The following is an 18,272-nucleotide window of genomic DNA, read 5'->3' on the forward strand; positions in this document are numbered from 1 at the left end:
TCCGCTCCGTCGAGATCGTTATCACGGAGAGTCACTTCTGATGTGACAAATCGGACTGTGTCACAAGTCGGCATCCGTCTTCAAATAGAGAAAAGGCCGGCCCGTCGGGCCGGCCTTTTCTGGGGAAAAACGTCAGCGGGATGAGCGGTCCCGGTAGGTCCAGGCGCCCGACCCGAGACCGCCACCGTTCAGCGTCGTGCCCGGGCCGGCCTGCTGCGGGATGCGCGCCGCGGCCTCCTCGCGCCGCTGAGCCAGGTAGGCCGCGGCCGCCCGGTCCTCCTCGGTCGGGGCCGACATCAGGGCATAGGCGAGCCCGATGATGCCGAAGACCACGGCCAGCCCGATCGGGACGAGCATGCCGCTGGCGGTCGCGCCGGGGAGCTGGTCGGTGGTCGGGTGCGCCTCGACCGACATGGCGGTCATGCCGGTGAAGTGCATGCCGTTGACCGCGATGCCCATCACGAGCGCGGCGGCAAAGATCACGATTGGGCGGCGCACGGTGACGGCCAGCCAGAGCGCGACCGCGGCGGCGACGACGGCGATGCCGATCGACAGGCCGACCTGCGTCATCGCGTACGAGACCTCGCCGTTGAGCTTCATCGCAGCCATGCCCGTGTAGTGCATCGCGGCGACGCCCAGGCCCGCGATGACCCCGCCGATGACGATGCGGAGGTTCTTCGCGCCCGTGCCGAGCAGCGCGATCGTGAGGCCGACGCCGACCGCGAGCACGGCGATGACGGCGCTGGCCACGGTGAGGCCGACGTCGTAGCGGATCGGCGTGCCGACCACGCTGAAGCCCATCATCGCGACGAAGTGCATGCTCCAGATCGCGGTGCCGCCGATCGACAGCGAGGCGAGCACGAGCCACCAGATGCGCTCACCGCGCCCGCCGGCCGTGCGGAACCGAACGGCGCAGGTCAGCCCGAGCATCGAGCCCAGCACCGACAAGACATAGCTGACGGTGGGAGTGATCCACCCGTGGTCGAAGTGATGGATCTGCCCCATCGAGTTGTCCCCTTTTCGGCTTTCGCCCCGCCGTCCCTGTTTCGCGCGGGCCCCGAAATCGCAGGTCAGACGCGCGCCTCGCCGAAGATTAGAACCCGTAAATCGGTTCGGGTGATCACCCGACGGTCTGCAGCCCGCTGTCCGAACAGACACTGGACATATCCGAGGCCGCTGCGCTCACCGCGGCCACGGCATCCGGTTCGTCGTCTTTTCCGACCGAGAGGACCGCTTTCCCGTACGCCGCGAGCAGGCGCCCAGCCGCATCGGCGACCGGGGCGTCGGCCGTGCCGCTGACCCGCGCGATGCCGTCGACCACGCCCGGGGTCATCAGCGACGAGTCGGCGATCGCCTGGGCCAGGGCGGCGCAGGTCAGCGTGCCCGGCGGGTCGTCCACCAGGGCGGAGGCGCTCGCCGAGACCGGGGTCGGGCTCGGGGCCGCGGTCGGCCCGGCGACCGGCGTCTCGTCGCGGCCGCAGCCGGTGACCGTCGCGGTCAGCAGGGCGGCGAGGATCAGCGCCGGGACGCGGGACATTTCGTCAGATTAAGCGCGGTTGCCGGCGTACGGCAGCAAAAGGCCCGGCCGCCACGCGACCGGGCCTCACTGACCGGCGACTCAGAGGTAGGAGCCCTTCTTGTACTCGTCCCAGCTCATGTTCCAGTCGGTCCAGCCGTTGCCGTTCTTGAGCTTCTCCTCGGTGCCGCTGACCGTGATCGGGTCGCCCATCATGGTGCGGTCGAAGAGCCACTTGCCCATCGCCTCGGAGACGTTCACACAACCGTGCGAGACGTTGACCTTGCCCTGTTTGCCCTCGGACCACGGCGCGGCGTGGATGAACTGGCCGCTCCAGGTGATCCGCTGCGCGAAGTCGATCGGCGTCTTGTAGCCCTCGCCGGCGGGCAGCTCGTCGGTCGTGTCGAAGATCGTGTGTTCCTTCTTCTCGATCACGACCATCGTGCCGCTCGACGACGGCGTGCTCTTCTTGCCCAGGCTGACCGGGATGGTCTTGATGACCTTGCCGTCCTGCTTGACCGTCATCTGCTTGGTCTTGTTGGAGACCGTCATGACGAGCGAGCGGCCGATCTTGAGGTCGACGGTCAGGTCGGAGCGGCCGTAGTAACCGCTGCCGAGCGGGACGCCCTTGAGCGCCACCTTGTAGAAGACCTTGGACTGCGCCTTCCAGTAGACCTTGGGCCGGTAGTGCACCTCGGTCGGGCTGGTCCAGTGCCAGGTGCCTTCCTGGGCCGGGGTGGCGGTCACCTTCATGCGGCGCTCGACGTCGTCGCGGTAGCTCTCGGGGATGGACCGGCCGAACTTGATGATCAGCGGCATGCCCACGCCGACGGTCTGGCCGTCGCCCATGAAGCTGGTGACGCGGATCTCCTTCGACGGCTTGGCCATCGTGGTGAAGGACGAGGTCGCCGTGTTGGTCTTGCCCTCGGCCTGCGGGCCGGTGACGGTCACGGTGTATTTCGTGCCGTAGTCCAGCGTCTTGGCCGGGGTGAAGGTCTTGGCGTCCTTGTCGAGGGTGCCCTCGACCGCGCCACCCTTGGCGTCGGTGACCTTGACCTCGGTGTTCTCGGCGTCTTCGCTGGTGAACTTGATCGGGCTGATCGCCACGACGTTCTTGGCGTCGGCGGCCGGCTCGGTCACCGCCACGGTGCTCGGCTGCGGGGCCTCGCTGGTGGCGCCGGCGCTGCTGCCGGGCTGCGCCCCGCCGCCCTGCCAGGAGGACGACTTCTTGCCGCCGTCACCGCAGGCCGAGGTGAGCAGCAGGCTCGACGCCGCGATGGCGACGGCTGCCTTTTTGAATCCCCAGGTCTTCATGGTCCCCTCACGGCGTCGAATCGTCCCGGCGCCAATACTGCCTTTATCTTTCCCGGTCACCAATCCCGGAATCGTGCCGCCGCCGGTTTCATTCCTTCGCATTCGGTGCCTTTTTGTACCTTTTGCAACATTGGTCACTTAAGCGACACGGGTACCGGAAGAGCGCTCCCCTTGATGTATTCCGACCACGAAAGATCCCAGGGCGTCCAGCCGTTGCCGTACGAGAGCTTGTCTCCGGTGCCCTTCACGGTGACCGGGTCGCCGATGAGCGTGTTGTCGAACAGCCAGCGCGCGTTGCCCGGCGCCACGTTGACGCAGCCGTGCGACACGTTGCGTCGGCCCTGGTCACCGACCGACCACGGGGCCGAGTGGATGTACTGCCCACTCCAGGTCAGCCGCTGCGCGAACGCGATCTCGGTCACGTAACCGTCGGCGCCGTCGGTGTCCGTGGTGTCGAAGACGGTCTGTTCCTTCTTCTCCATGACGACCATCACACCGCTGGACGAGGGCGTGCTCTTCTTGCCCAGGCTCACCGGCATCGTCTTGATCGTCGCGCCGTCCTTGACCACGGTCATCTTCTTGGTGGCGTTGTCGACCTTCATCTCGAACGAGCGCCCGATCTTGGCGGTGGCCGAGCGGTCACGGTCGCCGTAGCGCCCGCCGCCGGTCGGCAGCCCACCCACCCCGACGCGGACGGCGATCGTGGTGCCCGGCTTCCAGAACTCCGGTCCGCGGTAGTAGGCCTGGGTGCCCGAGCTGGTCCACGACCAGACGCCGGGCTGAGCGGGCGTGGTGCTGACGAACAGCCGGCGCTGCACGGCGGCGCGGTCGGCCTTCTTGATACCCGGGCTGAACTCGACGACGACGGGCATGGCCACGCCGTACGTCCGGTCGTCGAACAGGTAGAGGCCGGTGCCGGTCCGCTTGCCGGGCTTGCCCATCGTGGTGAAGCTGGTGGTCTGCGTGGTCGTCTGGCCCCCGTCGGAGGTGGCCACGACGGTCGCCGAGTACTTCTGGCTGGGCTTCAGCGTCGCGGCCGGCACCCAGGCGGTGCCGTCGTCGCGCAGCTTGCCGGTCACGGCCTGGCCGGCGCCGTCCTTGACGGTGACGTCGGTGACCTTGCCGCCGCCGACCTTGACGCCGATCTCGGCGCTCAGCGGCACCCCGGTCTTGCCGGTGGCCGGCGTGATCGCCAGGCTGACCGGAACGGAGGCGGACTCGAGCACCGGCTCGCCACCGGGAGCGGAGGCGCTCGCACTGGCCCCGGGGGTGCCCACCCAGGCCGACGACTTCTCCTTGTCACCGCACGCCGCAAGCGCGACCGGCGTGATCACCGCCATCGCCATGACTGCCACGAGCGTGCGTCGCATGCTGACCGTCCGTCCCCAAGCCCTTTTGAAGTTGCGGGGACATCCTGCCTCATGAATGCAAGTGATCCAGTCCTCCGTCCGGGTGGGGCACCCCCGGATTTCGGTGATCAGTTGGGGGCGTGCTAACGTTTTCTCCGTTGCCGACGAGCGCCGCTAGCTCAACTGGCAGAGCAGCGGACTCTTAATCCGCGGGTTGTAGGTTCAAGTCCTACGCGGCGCACCACACTTCACCAAGCCATACAGCCTTTAAGCTGTACGGCCTTGATCTTTTTCTGGCCACGCGTGCGGTCTCCGCGACACGTTCGGGGTGGGCCGACCCGCCGCGATTTCCTGAAGGATCATCCGTGTCGGTCCGGCACCGAAGTTCATACCGTTTTCTCGTGGGGATATTGCGTAGCCGGTCCCGAGAGGTTGCTCTGGTGATCTCCGGCATCGTTCTCGTGAGCGGGGGCATCGCCCTCGCCGCGGCCCGGCTCGATGCGGCGGACAAGTGGGGAAGTGTGCTCGGTGGCCTGGCCGGGATCGCCGGCTTGGCGTTCTCCGGCGTCGGTGCTGCCCGCGCGCGGCGATCCGGTGGCCAGTCGGTCGGGAACTCGGTCGTCGGCGGGAGCGTCGTGCAGGTCCGGAACGTTCGCGGCGGCGTCCGGATCGGGGCGGCCCCGCCGGTCCGGATGGCGGCGAAGCCGAGCCCGGCCGAATCATCGGCGTCACCGACCGGTGACCAGGTAATCGACAGAACCTCGGTGGCGGGCCCGATCCGTCAAGTGGACGATGTCACCGGCGACGTCGACATCGACCGATGGGACTGAGCTGGTCGCGCGGGCCGGGCAAGCCACGCCAGGTCATCCTCGGACACTGCTTCCAGATCTCCGGCGTCAAGGGACCCGTCACTGTTCATACCGCCGAGCCGCCGTACCACTTGTCTGTGGGCGAACCGGCTCAGCTCGACCCGGCCGAGGCGGCGAAGCATCCGAGCCGGCTGCTGCACGCACACCACCAGGTCGTCCCGTTCGGTGGCCGGCAGTCGGACCTGGCCCGCGCCGAGTCCTGGTTGAACAACGACGTACCGATGGCGGTCCGTCTCCTCCACGCGGCCGGCGGCCAGGGCAAGACCCGCCTGGCTCTCAAGATCGCCGAGCAGTGCTCGGCCGCTGGTCACACTGTTTGGCAGGCGACGAATCCCCGCCCGTCATTGGAGTCGGCCGGCATCGACCTGTATGACGCACCGTTGCTCGTCGTGGCCGACTACGCCGACCGGTGGCCGGCCGAGGCACTGCTCGACCTGATCATCCACCTGAACCGTCTGCGGGACGTTACCGGGATCAAGGTTCGGCTGCTCTGCCTGGGCCGATCATCGCACCTGTGGTGGTCACTGGTGGTGAACCATTTCGTGGGCCAGCCGGTCAAAGTGGACGACGAACGGCTCGAAGCCGTGGCGGCCGACCGAGACCGGACGCGTCTCTACGCTGAGGCGGCCGGCCGCTTTGCCGCGGCCCTCGGCGTTCCGGTGCGAGCGTGGCCGCCGCCCGCCGGCCTTGGTGATCCCGAGTTCGGGCAGATTCTGGCGGTTCACATGGCCGCGCTGGCCGCCGTCCTGGCCCATCAGCGAGGAGATAAACAGCCGGAGACGCCGCACGAGGTCTCGTCCTACCTGCTGACGCGCGAGTATGCCTCGTGGTCGCGCGGTACCCGGCAAGCGCCGGACGGCATGCAGCAGACCCTGCACCAGGTCACTTGCGCGGCCACTCTGGCCGGGCCGTTGAACTGGACAGATGCCGAGAAGGTGCTGACGCGGGCCGGTCTGGCGCCGGCCGGCGCACTCATCAACGAGCACCGACGGTTCTACCCGCCGGAAAGTGCCGGCACAGTCCTCCAACCGCTCGCCCCCGGACGCCTCGGCGAGGACCTCATCGCGCTCTCCACACCCGGCCACGGTTTCCACGGCGCGGACACCCCGACGGATCCGTGGATGCTGCACGTTGTGCCCAGGCTGCTCATCTTCACCCAGCCACACCACGGACACCGCCCACACCGCGGTCTCCGCCGCCAGGTCGTCCCCTCGCCGACGTGGACACCGAAAATGATGCTGACCTTGGTGGAGACCGCTTATCGCTGGCCCCACGTGGCCTCGGAGCTGCTCTACCCCGTCCTGCATCGATCGCCGGAGCTGGCCATTCGTGCGGGCGGGGCCACGCTCGCACGTCTGGCGCGCCTTCCCGAGGTCGATCTGGACGTGCTCGAGGCGGTGGATCGGCGCCTGCCGGACAAGCGCCGCGCCGACCTGGACCTCGCGGCCGCGGCCCTCTCGGAGGCCCTGATCGAGAAGCGCCTCGTCCAGGCCGGCGGAGCCTCGCGACGGGCCACGCTGCTCTACGAACACGCATGGCGGATGAGCCAGGTGGGTGCGTGGTTCGCCGCGGTGAACGCGGCCGAGGACTGTGCACACATCCGCCGCGACCTCGATGACCTCCCCGATCTGGCCCATGCCCTGGATGCCCTGAGCTGGTTTCAGTCGAAGCTGAACCGACGGCCCGACGCCGTCGCCACGGCCGAGGAGTCCGTCGCGGTCTGCCGGCGCATGGCGAAGCGCGACTGGCTCCGGTTCCGCTCCCACCTGGCCCGCACCTTGCGCTACCTGGGTCATCGCCGCCACGACCTGGACCGGGCCGACGCCACCGAGCCGTTGGAGGAAGCGGTCACCCTGCTTCGCGAGCTGGCCGCGGACGATCCGGATCAATACCGGGCCGACCTGGCGGAATCTCTGGCCACGCTCGGTATGAGACTGGTCGGCGCGGGCCATCGGGCACTCCATCTGGTCGCCGAGGCCGTGGAAACCTACCGGCAGATCGTGCTCCCGGGCTCAGAACTGGCGGATACGCTAAACGACCTGGGTGTCCTGGCCGTGCGGCTGCACCGCCCGGAGCTGGCGCTTTCCTCCTACCAGGAGTCCGCCGACCTCTATCGACGGCTCGTCGCCGGCAATCCCGACGCGTACGAGGCGAGCCTCGCCCTGACCTTGGGCAATCTCGACGGAAGCCTGGCGACCGCGGGCCGGGACGACGCAGCTCTGGCTGCGATCTCCGAGGCCGTGGACATCTATCGCCGCTTGGCCGAGACCAACCCCGTTCATCTCGCAGCCCTCGCGGACGCGCTGGACACCCTCAGTGTGCGGCTCTGGGCGCTGGATCGACACGACGACGCGTTGGCTTCCGCCGACGAGGCGGTAGCCATCTGCCGGCGGTTGGCCGCACGCAACGCGGAGACCTACCTCCCGGTGCTGGCGTCCAAGCTGTCCGACTACTGCGCGCACCTGATCAACTCGGGCCGCGGCGAGGAGGCACTCCCCGGGATGAAAGAGGTGGTGGCCATCCGGCGACGACTGGTCCGCAAAGACCCGGCCACCCATCGACGCGATCTTGCCGCCAGCTTGAACAGTCTCGGCGACCAACTGGCCGCGCTCGGCCGCAAAGAACCGGCCGTCACCTGGACCGAACAGGCGGTGGATCTGTACCGGGAGATGGCGGCCGAGAACCCCGGCGCACACCGGCCGACCCTGGCCCGCTGTCTGCGGGCGCTCGCCACCCGCCAGTTCGCGGCCCACCAGGACGGTCGCGCCGCGATCGAGGAATCGGCCGCTCTGAGCCGGCGGCTGGCCGCGGCCAGCTCGACCGACTACCTGATCGAGCTGGCACAGTCACTGGACGTTCTCCGCGATCACCTGATGGCCGGCGGCCACCCCCGGGCCCTCGCCGTGGCCGCCGAAGTGACCCCCGCCTGGCGAGACCTGGCCCGGACGAGTCCCGGAGCGCACCAGCAGTCGCTGATTCGCGCACTGCAGAAGCTCGGTCAACTGCTGGCCAAGGCCGGGCGAACCGACGAGGCGCTGGCCCCCAGCGCCGAGCTCGTGCGGCTGTACCAACGCCTGGCCGCCACCGACCCGGAGAACTACCGCCTGCCCCTGGCCAAAGCCGCGGAAAGACTCGCCACTCGGCTGAGCGCCGTCGGCCGGCACCAAGAGGCGCTGAGCCCCCTTCTTGCCGCCGTCAAGATCTATCGGGAGCTGGACGCCTCCACTGATCTGACGCGCGGGCTGTCCATCCTCGACCGTTGTCGCGCGAAGCTGAGCGACCATCCTCGAACCCGCCGGTGGGCGTAGCCGGACGCGGCGGCACGGAGGTCAGGGCTCGAACCTCCTCGCGCGGCGGCGCACGAGCAATACTGCGCCGGCGCCGATCGTCAGGAGCGCCAACCCGAAACCGGCCGCCATGGGCACATCGGCGCCGGTGACCGGCAGCCCGCCGGCGCCGCCACCGCCGCCACCGCCGCCGGGCGGGGGAGCGGAACTTGTGGGTGCCGGCTTGCGCGGGTTGTTCTCACATCCGAGCCCTCGTACGCCGGTGAACTTGGCGCCGGCGGGTCCGTCGAGGCCCCACGGGTCGTTCCGGTAGTCGGGGAGGGTCACCTGGTATTTGACGGCGTCGCAGGTGGGATTGTGGGCGCCACGGAAGTCGGCGCACAGATTCGTCCGGGTGCCCGTGTAGAGGTACGCCTCGCAGTACCGCTCATCCCCCGGTACGGGCGGCGTGGTCGGCGGCGTGGTCGGCGGCGTCGAGGGTTCCGCGGCCCGCACATCGATGGTTGCCGTGTTGTTCCCGGGGTTGGGGTCGGGCACGGAGCTGGAATCCGCGGTGATCGTGAACGAGCCGACCGGCCCTTGCACGCCCGGCCGGGCGTCCAGGTTGAACGGCATGGTTCGAAAGTGGCCGGACTCGACCGGGATGCCGAGCGTTTCGGTGCACACCATCTTGTCGTCGCTCAGTACGCAGTCCGGCAACTGCACCGGGACAACAGTGACCTTGCGGTCGTTCAGACCGCTGAAGTCGAAGACGAGGGTCCAGGAACGGGGGACGTCCGACGGGCCGTTGTTGAGCACCGAGAGCTCGAGGCGCCGAAACAGCTCACCGGTGATCGCCGTCGTGGCCGACACCTTTACCTCCAGGTCGGCCGTGGCTTCGTCGGCGTACGCCGGGCGGCTCGTGGCGACCAGGGCGGCAGCGGATGTGAATATGGCCGAGGCGCCCAGAACAGCCCAGGCAACAGCGCGCTGGAAGTGCAGGTCCATGTGTCCCCCGGAGCATCGAAGCGTGGCACCAGCCGACGTACCGTATCGGCGCAGCCTCTCCATCGCCATCCCCCGTCGAGCGTGTGACTGAGGTTTCCGGTGCCGGCCATGGCCGGCACCGGAAGTTCAGGCGCGGCGCCAGAGGGCGGGCACGGCCGACGGCTCCCAGCCGGGGAGCGACGTGTGGCTCTGCACGCAGGTGTAGGAGGCGCCGCCGTACGTGACGACCTGGCCGGCCCGATACGCCGTGTACGGGGCCCAAGCGCCGGTCGCGGGCGGCGTGGTCGGAGGGGTCGTGGGCGGTGTCGTCGGGGGCGTTGTGGGCGGTGTGGTCGGCGGCGTCGTCGGTGGGGTGGTGCCGTCGGGATCGGGCAGGCCGCCGACGGTCTGGGCGATCCAGGTGCGCAGGCCGGCGTTGGTCACGTCGACGTAGATGGACGGGACCACGCCGCAGTCGGTGTTGACCGTGCCGGCGCCGCTCGTGGTGCCGACCAGCAGCCACTCGTTGCGGCTGTTCTTCTGCAACTGGGGGCCGCCCGAGTCGCCGTAGCAGGCGCCCGCGTTGCCACCGGGGTTGTCGGTGCAGAGTTCCTGCTCGCCGTTCACGATCAGCGGGCAGCGGGCGTCGGGGACGATCGACGTGTCCAGCTCCATCGCCTTGGTGGTGCTGCCGTCGCAGCTGACCGTGGGGCAGGTCTGACCGAAGCCGACCAGCCGGGTCGGGGTGCCCACGGCCGGGGTGGTGCGGGCGATCGTCACCGGTTTGACCGTGGTGACCGGCGGCGAGAGTTTGAGCACGGCGACATCGGCACCACCCGGGGCGAAGTACCGGCCGACCGACTCGGTGACGGCCACCGGCGCGTTGCGGTCGGTGCCGATGCCGGCGTAGCCGTTGCGCCAGGTGCAGTGGGCGGCGGTGATCGCGTAGTCGGACTTGATCAGGACGACGGTGCAGGCGTTCCAGACCCCGATGGGGTACGCCTCGGTGGCCGGGCGGCCACCGACCAGTGCGGGGCGGACGGGGTCGGTGGCGGCCGACGCGGCGACGGCGGTCGCGGAGATGCCGGCCACCAGCACCGCCACCACCGCTAGGAGCCGGATGGGTTTCCTCATGCCCATCGATACTTCATAGACGATGATTAATAGTCAACTTTGTTTACAGTTGAATATCAGGAGGTCAGCAGCGGGCCGCCGTGGCCGGGGAGGCCACGGTCGGGTGGGATGGCCTCCTCGACGCCGTCGCCGGCGGCGATGCCCTGGCCCCGGGTCTGGCCGGCCAGCCGCTGGTAGTAGGCCGAGACCAGAGACAGCGCGTCCCGGGTGACGTTCAGCAGCGTCGGTGCGGCCTGCTCGACGACGTCGGCCTCGTGGGTCTCGAAGGCCCGGATCCCCTGCAGCACCGCGGTTTTCAGGTCGCGCAGCAGCTGGACGTCGGCGTACGCGTAGGTGCGGCACAACGACGTGACGCGGGAGAGGTCGTTGCCGCCCCGCAGCAGTCCCTTGACCGCGGAGACCGACTGGCGCACCAGCGTGACGTCGGGCCGGGCCGACAGCTCGGTCAGCTCGGTGTCGAAGGAGCGGATGTCCTGCTCCGGGTCGCAGAAGCCGACGGTGTGCAGCCAGAGCACGCGCAGGTCGTCGTGGAGCAGACCGTCCAGATAGCTGACCAGGAAGCGCCGGTGCGCCTCGATCACGTACTGGGCCTTGAACGGGGTCAGCTCCCCCGGATCCTCGCCGGCGGTGCTCGCCGAGGCGGTGAAGCCGTAGTCGGCGGTCAGGGCGTTGCTCATGCCGACCAGCATGTAGAGGAACCGGACCCAGGTGCGGAACAGCTCCTCCAGCGGTTGCGAGCGCAGGCCGTCCTCGGTCAGCACCACGCCCCAGCGGTCACCGAACTGGAGCCGGCGCAGGTGGCCGATCTGATACATCGAGAGCTGCGAGTCGATCTCGGCGTTGGCGTGGTGGAGCACTTTCCGGTACGCCGCGGTGGCGTCCATCCCCACGTAGTTGCGGACGATGTGCGGGCCACCGATGTGCCGGTGGATGAACTCGCTGACGTCGATCACGGCGCCGCCGATGGCCATCCAGTAGCCCGCCTCGGCGGTGTCGTGCCGCGCCAGGTCGGAGATCTCGAAGCGGGGCGTCTGCTGGGCGTGGCCCAGATAGGTGGTGAAGACGTCGAGGGAGAGCCGCCCGTCGGCCACCAACCGGCGGATGAACTCACGACCGTCGCCGGGCACGATGTCGGTCAGCGCCTGGACCACGGAGGCAGCGAAGCGGGAGCTTCCACACACGTACACGGAAGCGGTTTGCAGCATCTCCCCCAGCGTGTCGGCCTCGGCCCGGATGACGTCGTCGACGCGGCGCCGGGAGCCCGCCCCGACGACATGCCGGCGACCGTCGAAGGTGACGGCGGCGTCGGCCCGGGAGAACGCGACGGACAGGGTCAGCCGGCCCGCGGCGGCGGCCGCGTCCAGCCCGGCGTGCTCGATCAGCTCGTCGGGGGTGCGGATCCCCAGGTAGAGATGACCGGGACCGGTGAGGGCGTCGGCGAAGCTGAGGAACGGGGCCAGACCGGAACCGGCCGCGAACATGATCACCGGGCGGGACTCGTCGGCCGGCAGCCGGAACCGGGGCGTGGGCACGATCTGCAGGGACAGCCGCCGCTGACCGTCCTGGGCCGCCCGGCGCAGGAAGTGCGAGGCCGCGCCCTGCCGCTTACGCGGGTAGGACCAGGGGGTCCGGGCCGAGCTGTAGTCGAGACCGGCGACGACGAGCCGCAAGCTGGTGGCCGGTTCGCCGGGCGCCGGGGCCGAGGCGATCGAGTAGAGCCGGACGGGCTCGGGCGGGATCACCGAGCAGAAGGTGCCGTCCTTCCACAGCCGGGTGACGTCGTAGCCGCCCGCGTAGAGCAGGTTGAGGACGTCCCACAGCTCCCACTGGTCTTCCATGCGGGCGTCCACGACCCGTTGCCAGGCCCCGACCGCGGTCAGCTTGACCAGCCGTTTGGCCAGCTCGCGTCCGATCGGCCGGAGCTGGGCGAAGCGCAGCAGGGTGCGCAGCGGCAGCACGTCGACCTCGCCGTAGCCCTCGCGCCGGGCCACCGCCTGCTGCCACTGCGGAGTCAACGGCACCAGCTCGTCGCCGGTGGCCTGCAGGGCCGATACCGTACGCCGGACCAGCTCGTCCTCGTGCTCGGCCAGCACGCCGACCCGGTCGCCGGGCAGGTGGTGCACGCCCTGCCCGGTCACGTCGATGTCGAGATAGCAGGTCCACGCGCCGGACTCGCCGGTGACGACCCGGCCCCGGCGAGTGGTGCCGAACACGACCGGGGCGCCCACCGGGGGGCGGCGCTCCTCGCGGACGACGGCCAGCTCACCGTCCACCTTGTCCCAGGTGCGGTCCTTGAACAGGCCGGTGAACCGGGCGCCGGTGGTCACCTGGCGGCCGACCTTGAAGGCCACTTCGAGGAAGCCGTACGCCTTGATGCGGTGCAGACCCATCCACCCGCGGTCACCGACGTAGGCGTCGAGCATCGCGTTGTAGACGCCGCGCAACGTGCTGCTGCGGCTGTCCTCGACGTACTGGCGTACGGAAACCTCGCGGAGCGCCGCCACCAGCTCCTGCCAGTGGCGCGGGAAGAACCCGGCGAGATAGATGCTCTGCTGCCCGACCACCGAGCCGAACTCGCGGCGTTCGAGGAACGCGTCCAGCGCGTGGATCTGGGGCTGCGCGGTGCCGCTGGGGCTGGGCGCGCCGTCGAAGATCGGGACCCCGGCGGTGCCGACCGTCTTGGCCCACAGCACCTGGTCGAGCCAGTGACGGCCGCGCGGGTTGGGGTCGATCTGCGGATAGATGGCCTGGGTGACGTGCTGCAACTGACCCAGGATGACCAACAGCGCCTGTTCCAGCGCGGCCGGATCGTCGGCGGCCACCGCCTCCTGGGCGTCGAGCATCGCGCCCAGCACCGGCGTCAGACCCATCGCGAACTCGGTGGTGACGAGATAGAACACCCGCTCGGCCGCGTTGTTCCAGGTCGGCACGAGCAGGTCCATGTTGTCCAGAGCCCGCGGACCGGCCGGGTCGCGGAGCCGCCAGTTGTAGAAGAACAGGTCGATGTACGAGACGGCCGGGGTCTTCTTGCCGAGCCGGCGCGAGACGGTGGTCCACGGCTGCAGCAGCGAGTCGGGCAGCGCGGTCGGCGGGTCGATCGCCATGTACTGGTAGGCGTGGGCGAAGACGCCGAGCATGGTCGAGGCGCGCAGCAGATAGCGGTCGGGCAGCGCCTCGGGCCGGGCGTCGAGCACCGGCATCGCGTCGAACGCGCGACGCACCCGCAGCCGCCGGAACAGCTCGGGGAGCTGGTCGGTCATCTCGTCCCAGGCCCGGTGCGAGCCGGGGAACGCGGTCAGCGGGAGCTCGGCCGGCAGGAAGCCGTGCGCGTGTGACAGGAAGCCGTCGAGCTCGTGCCCGGCCTGCCGGTTGTGCGCCTCGGCGGCCAGCACGACCCGCCGGGCCGCGATCTCGGGCCGGTCCGGCGGCCGCACGCTGGTCAGCTGGGACTCGTCGAACAGCATGGTCGCGTTCGAGTCGACGAACGCCCACCGGACGTCGTACCGGCCGATCTGCAGCACGTCGGCGGCCGCGAGCACCCGGCGGGTCACCCGCTCACCGTTGACGAAAGAGCCGTTCGTGCTGCCGAGGTCGGTGAAGACCAGTTCGGGCCCGGTGATCTCGAGCCGGGCGTGCCGCCGCGAGATGTTGCGGTCGTCCAGCGCCACCGCGGCCACGCTGCTGTCCCGGCCGAAGACGATCGGGAGCGCGCACACCTGTTCGCTGGTCGCCTGGGTCTTCCGGTCGGTGACGAGAAGCCGGAGCTCAGGAATGGTAGATCACCGCCCGGCACAGATCGGCCCGCGACAGCGTGCCGACGAGCTTGCCGTCGTCGACCACGGGTAGTCGCCGGATCCCCCGGTCGATCATCACGATCGCGGCCCGGGCCAGCTCGTCGGTCGGCTTGACGGTGGCCGCGTCCCGCACCACGAGCGGGTCGACCACCCGCTCGGCCAGGGTGCGCCCGCGCTCGAGGAAGAGCCGGAACGCGTCGGCCAGCGTGCCGCCGCCCTCGGTGACGTCGTCGAAGCCGGGCAGCATGGCCCGGACGAGATCCTCTTCCGACAGGGAACCGACGAAGCGGCCCTCGTGGTCGAGAACCATCAGTTGCCCGACCTCGGAGACGCTGACCACCTCGGCCGCCCGCCGGATGGTCGCACCGAGCCGAATGTAGGCCGGGAAGCCCGTCATCACGTCACTGACCCGCACATCGTGAGCCTATGGGCCGGGCCGATCTAGGACGGTCCGCCGATCGGAGGACCTTGCCGGGCCGCGAGGATGTGTTTGCACGGGCCGCGACCGAGTCCGTGCGTGGCGAACCAGGCGCACGTGCAGCGTTCCCCGTCGGGCGTACGGCGGACCACGTACGCGGTCCCGCCGCTCGTCACGATCGTGTGATCCGGGCCCGGGACGACCGCGCCCGAGTCGACCAGCGCCCGCGCCGCCCGCAGCCGGGGCTGGTCGTCCGCGTCCGGCCGGGCGTCCAGCGGCAGCCGCCGCTCGAACGTGGTGCCGTCGGCCAGGTCGAACCCGGTGTCGTCGAGAACGCCGTCGGAGAGCAGACCGCCCTCGCCCGAGAACCCGCGGCTGACCGCTGGGCTGAGCATCACCGTCAGCCGGGCCGTGGGCATCTCGAGCAGCCAGGCGCTGCCGGTGCCGAGGCCGAAGGCCCGGACCGTCGTCGCGTGCCGCAGCAGCGGTTCGACCGGGCGCAGCCGGTCCAGCCCGGCCACCGCCACGCTGCCGGCCGCCGGACGTGAGGCGAGCCGCGGGCCGCCGGGGCCGGGCACCACGTGCAGGACGTCCGCGCTGCGCGCCCCGCGGGCCTGGGTCTGCAACAGGCGCCGCAGATGGGCGGCCGGATAGGTGGCGGCCGGCCGCAGGGCACGCGCGATCACGTTCAGTTCGGCCAGACTGCGCACCCAACGGCCGGGCAGCGGGACCCGGCGTTCCACCGCCTCGGCGTCCAGGGTGCGGACCCGAACCTCGTCGTCGCCGACCGACAGGTGCATCGGGTCGGGTCCGGACAGCCCGGCCAGCGCGTCCCGCATCGGACCGTTGAAGTCCACATTGGTCGTCCCGGCGGCCCGCGGTATCGCGCCGAGCCCGTCCGGCAGCACGTCCAGACGGGCGTAGACCCCGCAGTCGGCCGACAGGCTCTCGAACCGCAGCATCGCGCCGTCGCTGGTCACGATCGGGTCGGCCGCGCGCAGGATCGCGGCCAGCATGCCCGGCGGCGTGAAGAAGCGGGTGCGCGCGACCCGGGCCACCGCGAGCAGACCGGCCGCGACCACCGGCGGCCGTTCGATCAGGCCGTCGAAGAAGTACGGATGCTCGACCGGGCCGCCCGAGGTGGCCAGCCTCAGCCCGTCGGGGCCGAGGACCGACGGGTGCCGGTATCGATAGAGCTGCTCGACCGTCATGGCATCAGTTTCGCCAGGTCACGCGCGCTCCGGGCGGCCTTCGACGAGCCGGTGAAACCCGACAACCAAGGATCAAGAGCCTTCCCGGGTACGCCGTTGGCCCGCACACATTCCTCCATCAGCGTCTCGATCAGCGCGTTCAGGCCCCGATGCGTGTACGGAAGCCGTGGCAGCAGCCCGCTCAGGACGGCGATCACCGTGTGCGGGTCGCCCGTGTCGCGCAGGGCGGCCGCCCACCGGGTGGCGGTGGCGTGCTCGGCCAGCAACGCCATCGCGCCGGCCATCACCGGCACCGGAATCCGCCGCGGGACCAGGGTGGTCAGTGCCTCGGCGGCCCGGATGCGGCAGCCCGTGTCCTGCGCGGTCAGTGCCGCGGCGACCACGGTCGCGGCCATCGGTCCGAGCCGGCCGGGGTGGGCGAGCAGCGCGTCCAGGCGTTCCGGGGTCCGGCCGTCGTTCTCGCCGTACGCGGACGACATCGCGGCCTCGATCTCGGCCGCCAGGAACGTCTCGGCGTCGTGCGGCCAGGTCTGCGCCTGCCACCGTACGAAGTCGGCCTCCGGACCGGGCACGGTCGGCTCGTCGGTGTGGCGGACGACCCGGGGCTCGACCTCGAGCTGCGGCTCCCAGACCACGACCGTACGGGTGCCGGTCTCGGTCTGGTAGCTCCACGAGTCCGAGGTCAGGCGCACGGTCAGGCGGGCCGCGTGGCCCCGGCCGGCCCCGGTGACCCCGGCCGCGATCAGGTGCGGGTCGTCGTCGAGCGGCGCGCGGGTGCGGGCGGCGGCCACCCAGAGCGCGTGGTCGTCGATCTCGGCCGGCGGGCCGCCCAGCGCGTACCGGACGACCGCGCTGACATCACCTTTTCGGAGAGCGGCTTCCCGTCCGTCCGGGTGCAGGCGCAACAGGGCGGCGATCAGGTCGTGGCGGGCCGGTCCGGGCTGGGCGGCCAGGCGGGCGACGAACTCGGCCGGGTCGAGCCAGCCGCTCGGATCGGACGGGGTGGCGAGCAACGTACGCGGGCCGGTGAACCCCTGGATCTCCCGCAACCGCAGGGCCAGGAAGCCGCCGCGGCTCAGGTGCGGACGCTCGCCCAGCAGCATCGCGGCGACCACGTGGCGCAGCTCGCCCGAATACTTGAACGCGCGGCGGGCGGGCTTGTTCAGTTCGGTGGGGGCGCGACCGGCGGCGACGTCGGCCAGGAACTGTTCGATCTCCCACGGGTCGGTGTCGCCGGCCATCAATGCGGCGGCGCGCTCCCCCGGCGTACGGGAAACGGATTTGATCTCTTCCGTCGCTGATGGGGCGGGTGACTCGTCGGGGCGGACGAGCCCGAACCACGCCGTCGCCTGCTGGGCCACCGACGGCTCGAGCAGGTCGAGACGGGACGCCACCAGTTCGCCCGCGCCCCACTCGCGCAACAGCTGGAGCGCGGCGAGCTGCACGTCGCGGTGCCGGTGCTCGAGCGCGACGGCGGCGACCTCGGCGGCCCGCTCCGGATGCCGTGGCGCGGCCCGGGCGACCAGGCGCAGGAGGGCGAGCGGCGTGTTCTTGGCCGGCACGACCAGGGCCGGCGGGCACGCGTCGAGGAACTCCTCGTCGGGCTCGGTCGTGGCCAGGTGCCGGGCCGCGAACGCGACCGTGGCCGGGACCGTCGACGAGAGCAGCCGCAGAAGGCGGGGCCGCGCGGTGGCCAGCTCGGCCGGGGTGGGCGTGAGCGAGTCGAAGAGACGCGCGAAGAATCCGGCCCGGTAGGCGCTGAAGTCGCGGCCCAGCGCGGCCAGGCAACTGTTCAGCACCCGCTCGCGGGGCAGCGCGCCCTCGGCGACCAGGGTCCGGAACGCGTCGGCCCAGCCACATCCCGGCATGCTGAACTTGTCGACGTTGGTCAGACTGACCTCGCCGCCGCCCTCGACCTCGAACACCCGCCAGAGCAGGTCGTCGCGCAGTTCGTGGTCGGCGCGGATCACGGCGAGCCGATACTCGGCGTCGCCCCGGTCCCCCAGGGCCGAGACCATGGCCAGCACGTACGCGTCGTCGTGGGCCGGCGTGACGATCCCGGCCCGGTCCAGCGCCCGGATCGGCCGGAACAGCGGTCGTTGCGGCCACGTGCCGGCAAGCCAGCCGACCGCGTTCTCGACACCCACCCGAAACCACGCCGGGACGGGCCGCGACGGCGGCGTCACGGGCTGATCGAGACGGCTCACTTCGTCGGCGAAACGCCAGCCGACCCGGTCCGCACTCGGCACGTCCGCCAGCGCGGCGACGATCTCATCGACGGAAGCCATGATCGAATTCTGCCGGATACCGGACAGCGCCGAGACCCCAGATATGACGGTTTCGACAAAAATCCGCAGGTGGGGTGGCCTGGGATGAGGCACAGACCCCAGAATGTCCGGGCGATCGTGGCTGGA

The 18,272-nt window shown here is 70.4% G+C and carries 12 protein-coding genes and 1 tRNA gene; 3 read left to right on the plus strand and 10 right to left on the minus strand.

Features of this window, described 5'->3' with window-relative positions; translation table 11 throughout:
- Positions 1 to 132: 132 nt before the first annotated feature.
- The 4 genes from KOI35_RS39320 to KOI35_RS39335 form a co-directional block, all read right to left on the minus strand.
- The gene (locus KOI35_RS39320) at positions 133 to 1,005 is read right to left on the minus strand and encodes an MHYT domain-containing protein (RefSeq protein WP_215794374.1); all 873 of its coding nucleotides are present in this window, start codon (positions 1,003 to 1,005) and stop codon (positions 133 to 135) included.
- A 115-nt stretch (positions 1,006 to 1,120) separates the two neighbouring features.
- Positions 1,121 to 1,537 (minus strand): hypothetical protein, encoded by a 417-nt coding sequence (locus KOI35_RS39325; RefSeq protein ID WP_215794376.1) that lies wholly within the window; start codon positions 1,535 to 1,537, stop codon positions 1,121 to 1,123.
- Positions 1,538 to 1,618: 81 nt separating this feature from the next.
- Complete coding sequence (locus KOI35_RS39330; protein WP_215794379.1) at positions 1,619 to 2,830, minus strand: Ig-like domain-containing protein; 1,212 nt, start codon at positions 2,828 to 2,830, stop codon at positions 1,619 to 1,621.
- Positions 2,831 to 2,964: 134 nt separating this feature from the next.
- The gene (locus KOI35_RS39335) at positions 2,965 to 4,200 is read right to left on the minus strand and encodes a L,D-transpeptidase (protein WP_246614506.1); all 1,236 of its coding nucleotides are present in this window, start codon (positions 4,198 to 4,200) and stop codon (positions 2,965 to 2,967) included.
- A gap of 147 nt (positions 4,201 to 4,347) precedes the next feature.
- Here KOI35_RS39335 and KOI35_RS39340 point away from each other — a divergent pair.
- The 3 genes from KOI35_RS39340 to KOI35_RS49165 all read left to right on the plus strand — a co-directional run bounded on the left by KOI35_RS39340 (position 4,348) and on the right by KOI35_RS49165 (position 8,356).
- Positions 4,348 to 4,423 (plus strand) — tRNA-Lys (locus tag KOI35_RS39340).
- Positions 4,424 to 4,580: 157 nt separating this feature from the next.
- Positions 4,581 to 5,009 (plus strand): hypothetical protein, encoded by a 429-nt coding sequence (locus KOI35_RS39345; RefSeq protein WP_308121349.1) that lies wholly within the window; start codon positions 4,581 to 4,583, stop codon positions 5,007 to 5,009.
- 428 nt (positions 5,010 to 5,437) lie between these two features.
- Complete coding sequence (locus KOI35_RS49165) at positions 5,438 to 8,356, plus strand: tetratricopeptide repeat protein (RefSeq protein ID WP_215794381.1); 2,919 nt, start codon at positions 5,438 to 5,440, stop codon at positions 8,354 to 8,356.
- 21 nt (positions 8,357 to 8,377) lie between these two features.
- Here the strand turns inward: KOI35_RS49165 and KOI35_RS39355 are convergent, their stop codons facing one another.
- The 6 genes from KOI35_RS39355 to KOI35_RS39380 all read right to left on the minus strand — a co-directional run bounded on the left by KOI35_RS39355 (position 8,378) and on the right by KOI35_RS39380 (position 18,146).
- On the minus strand, positions 8,378 to 9,322 hold the full coding sequence (locus KOI35_RS39355) for a hypothetical protein (RefSeq protein WP_215794383.1): 945 nt from the start codon (positions 9,320 to 9,322) through the stop codon (positions 8,378 to 8,380).
- A 126-nt stretch (positions 9,323 to 9,448) separates the two neighbouring features.
- On the minus strand, positions 9,449 to 10,435 hold the full coding sequence (locus KOI35_RS39360) for a trypsin-like serine protease (protein ID WP_215794385.1): 987 nt from the start codon (positions 10,433 to 10,435) through the stop codon (positions 9,449 to 9,451).
- A gap of 56 nt (positions 10,436 to 10,491) precedes the next feature.
- Entirely contained in the window at positions 10,492 to 14,151 is a 3,660-nt protein-coding gene (locus tag KOI35_RS39365; protein WP_215794388.1) for an FHA domain-containing protein, read from the minus strand.
- 49 nt (positions 14,152 to 14,200) lie between these two features.
- On the minus strand, positions 14,201 to 14,644 hold the full coding sequence (locus KOI35_RS39370) for a CBS domain-containing protein (RefSeq protein WP_215794391.1): 444 nt from the start codon (positions 14,642 to 14,644) through the stop codon (positions 14,201 to 14,203).
- Positions 14,645 to 14,670: 26 nt separating this feature from the next.
- On the minus strand, positions 14,671 to 15,858 hold the full coding sequence (locus KOI35_RS39375) for an SWIM zinc finger family protein (protein ID WP_215794394.1): 1,188 nt from the start codon (positions 15,856 to 15,858) through the stop codon (positions 14,671 to 14,673).
- The gene (locus KOI35_RS39380) at positions 15,855 to 18,146 is read right to left on the minus strand and encodes a DUF6493 family protein (protein ID WP_215794396.1); all 2,292 of its coding nucleotides are present in this window, start codon (positions 18,144 to 18,146) and stop codon (positions 15,855 to 15,857) included. Before KOI35_RS39380 ends, KOI35_RS39375 begins: the two co-directional genes overlap by 4 nt.
- Positions 18,147 to 18,272 lie beyond the last annotated feature (126 nt).

The organism is Paractinoplanes bogorensis (genome assembly GCF_018829635.1).
Classification (GTDB): Bacteria; Actinomycetota; Actinomycetes; order Mycobacteriales; family Micromonosporaceae; genus Actinoplanes; species Actinoplanes bogorensis.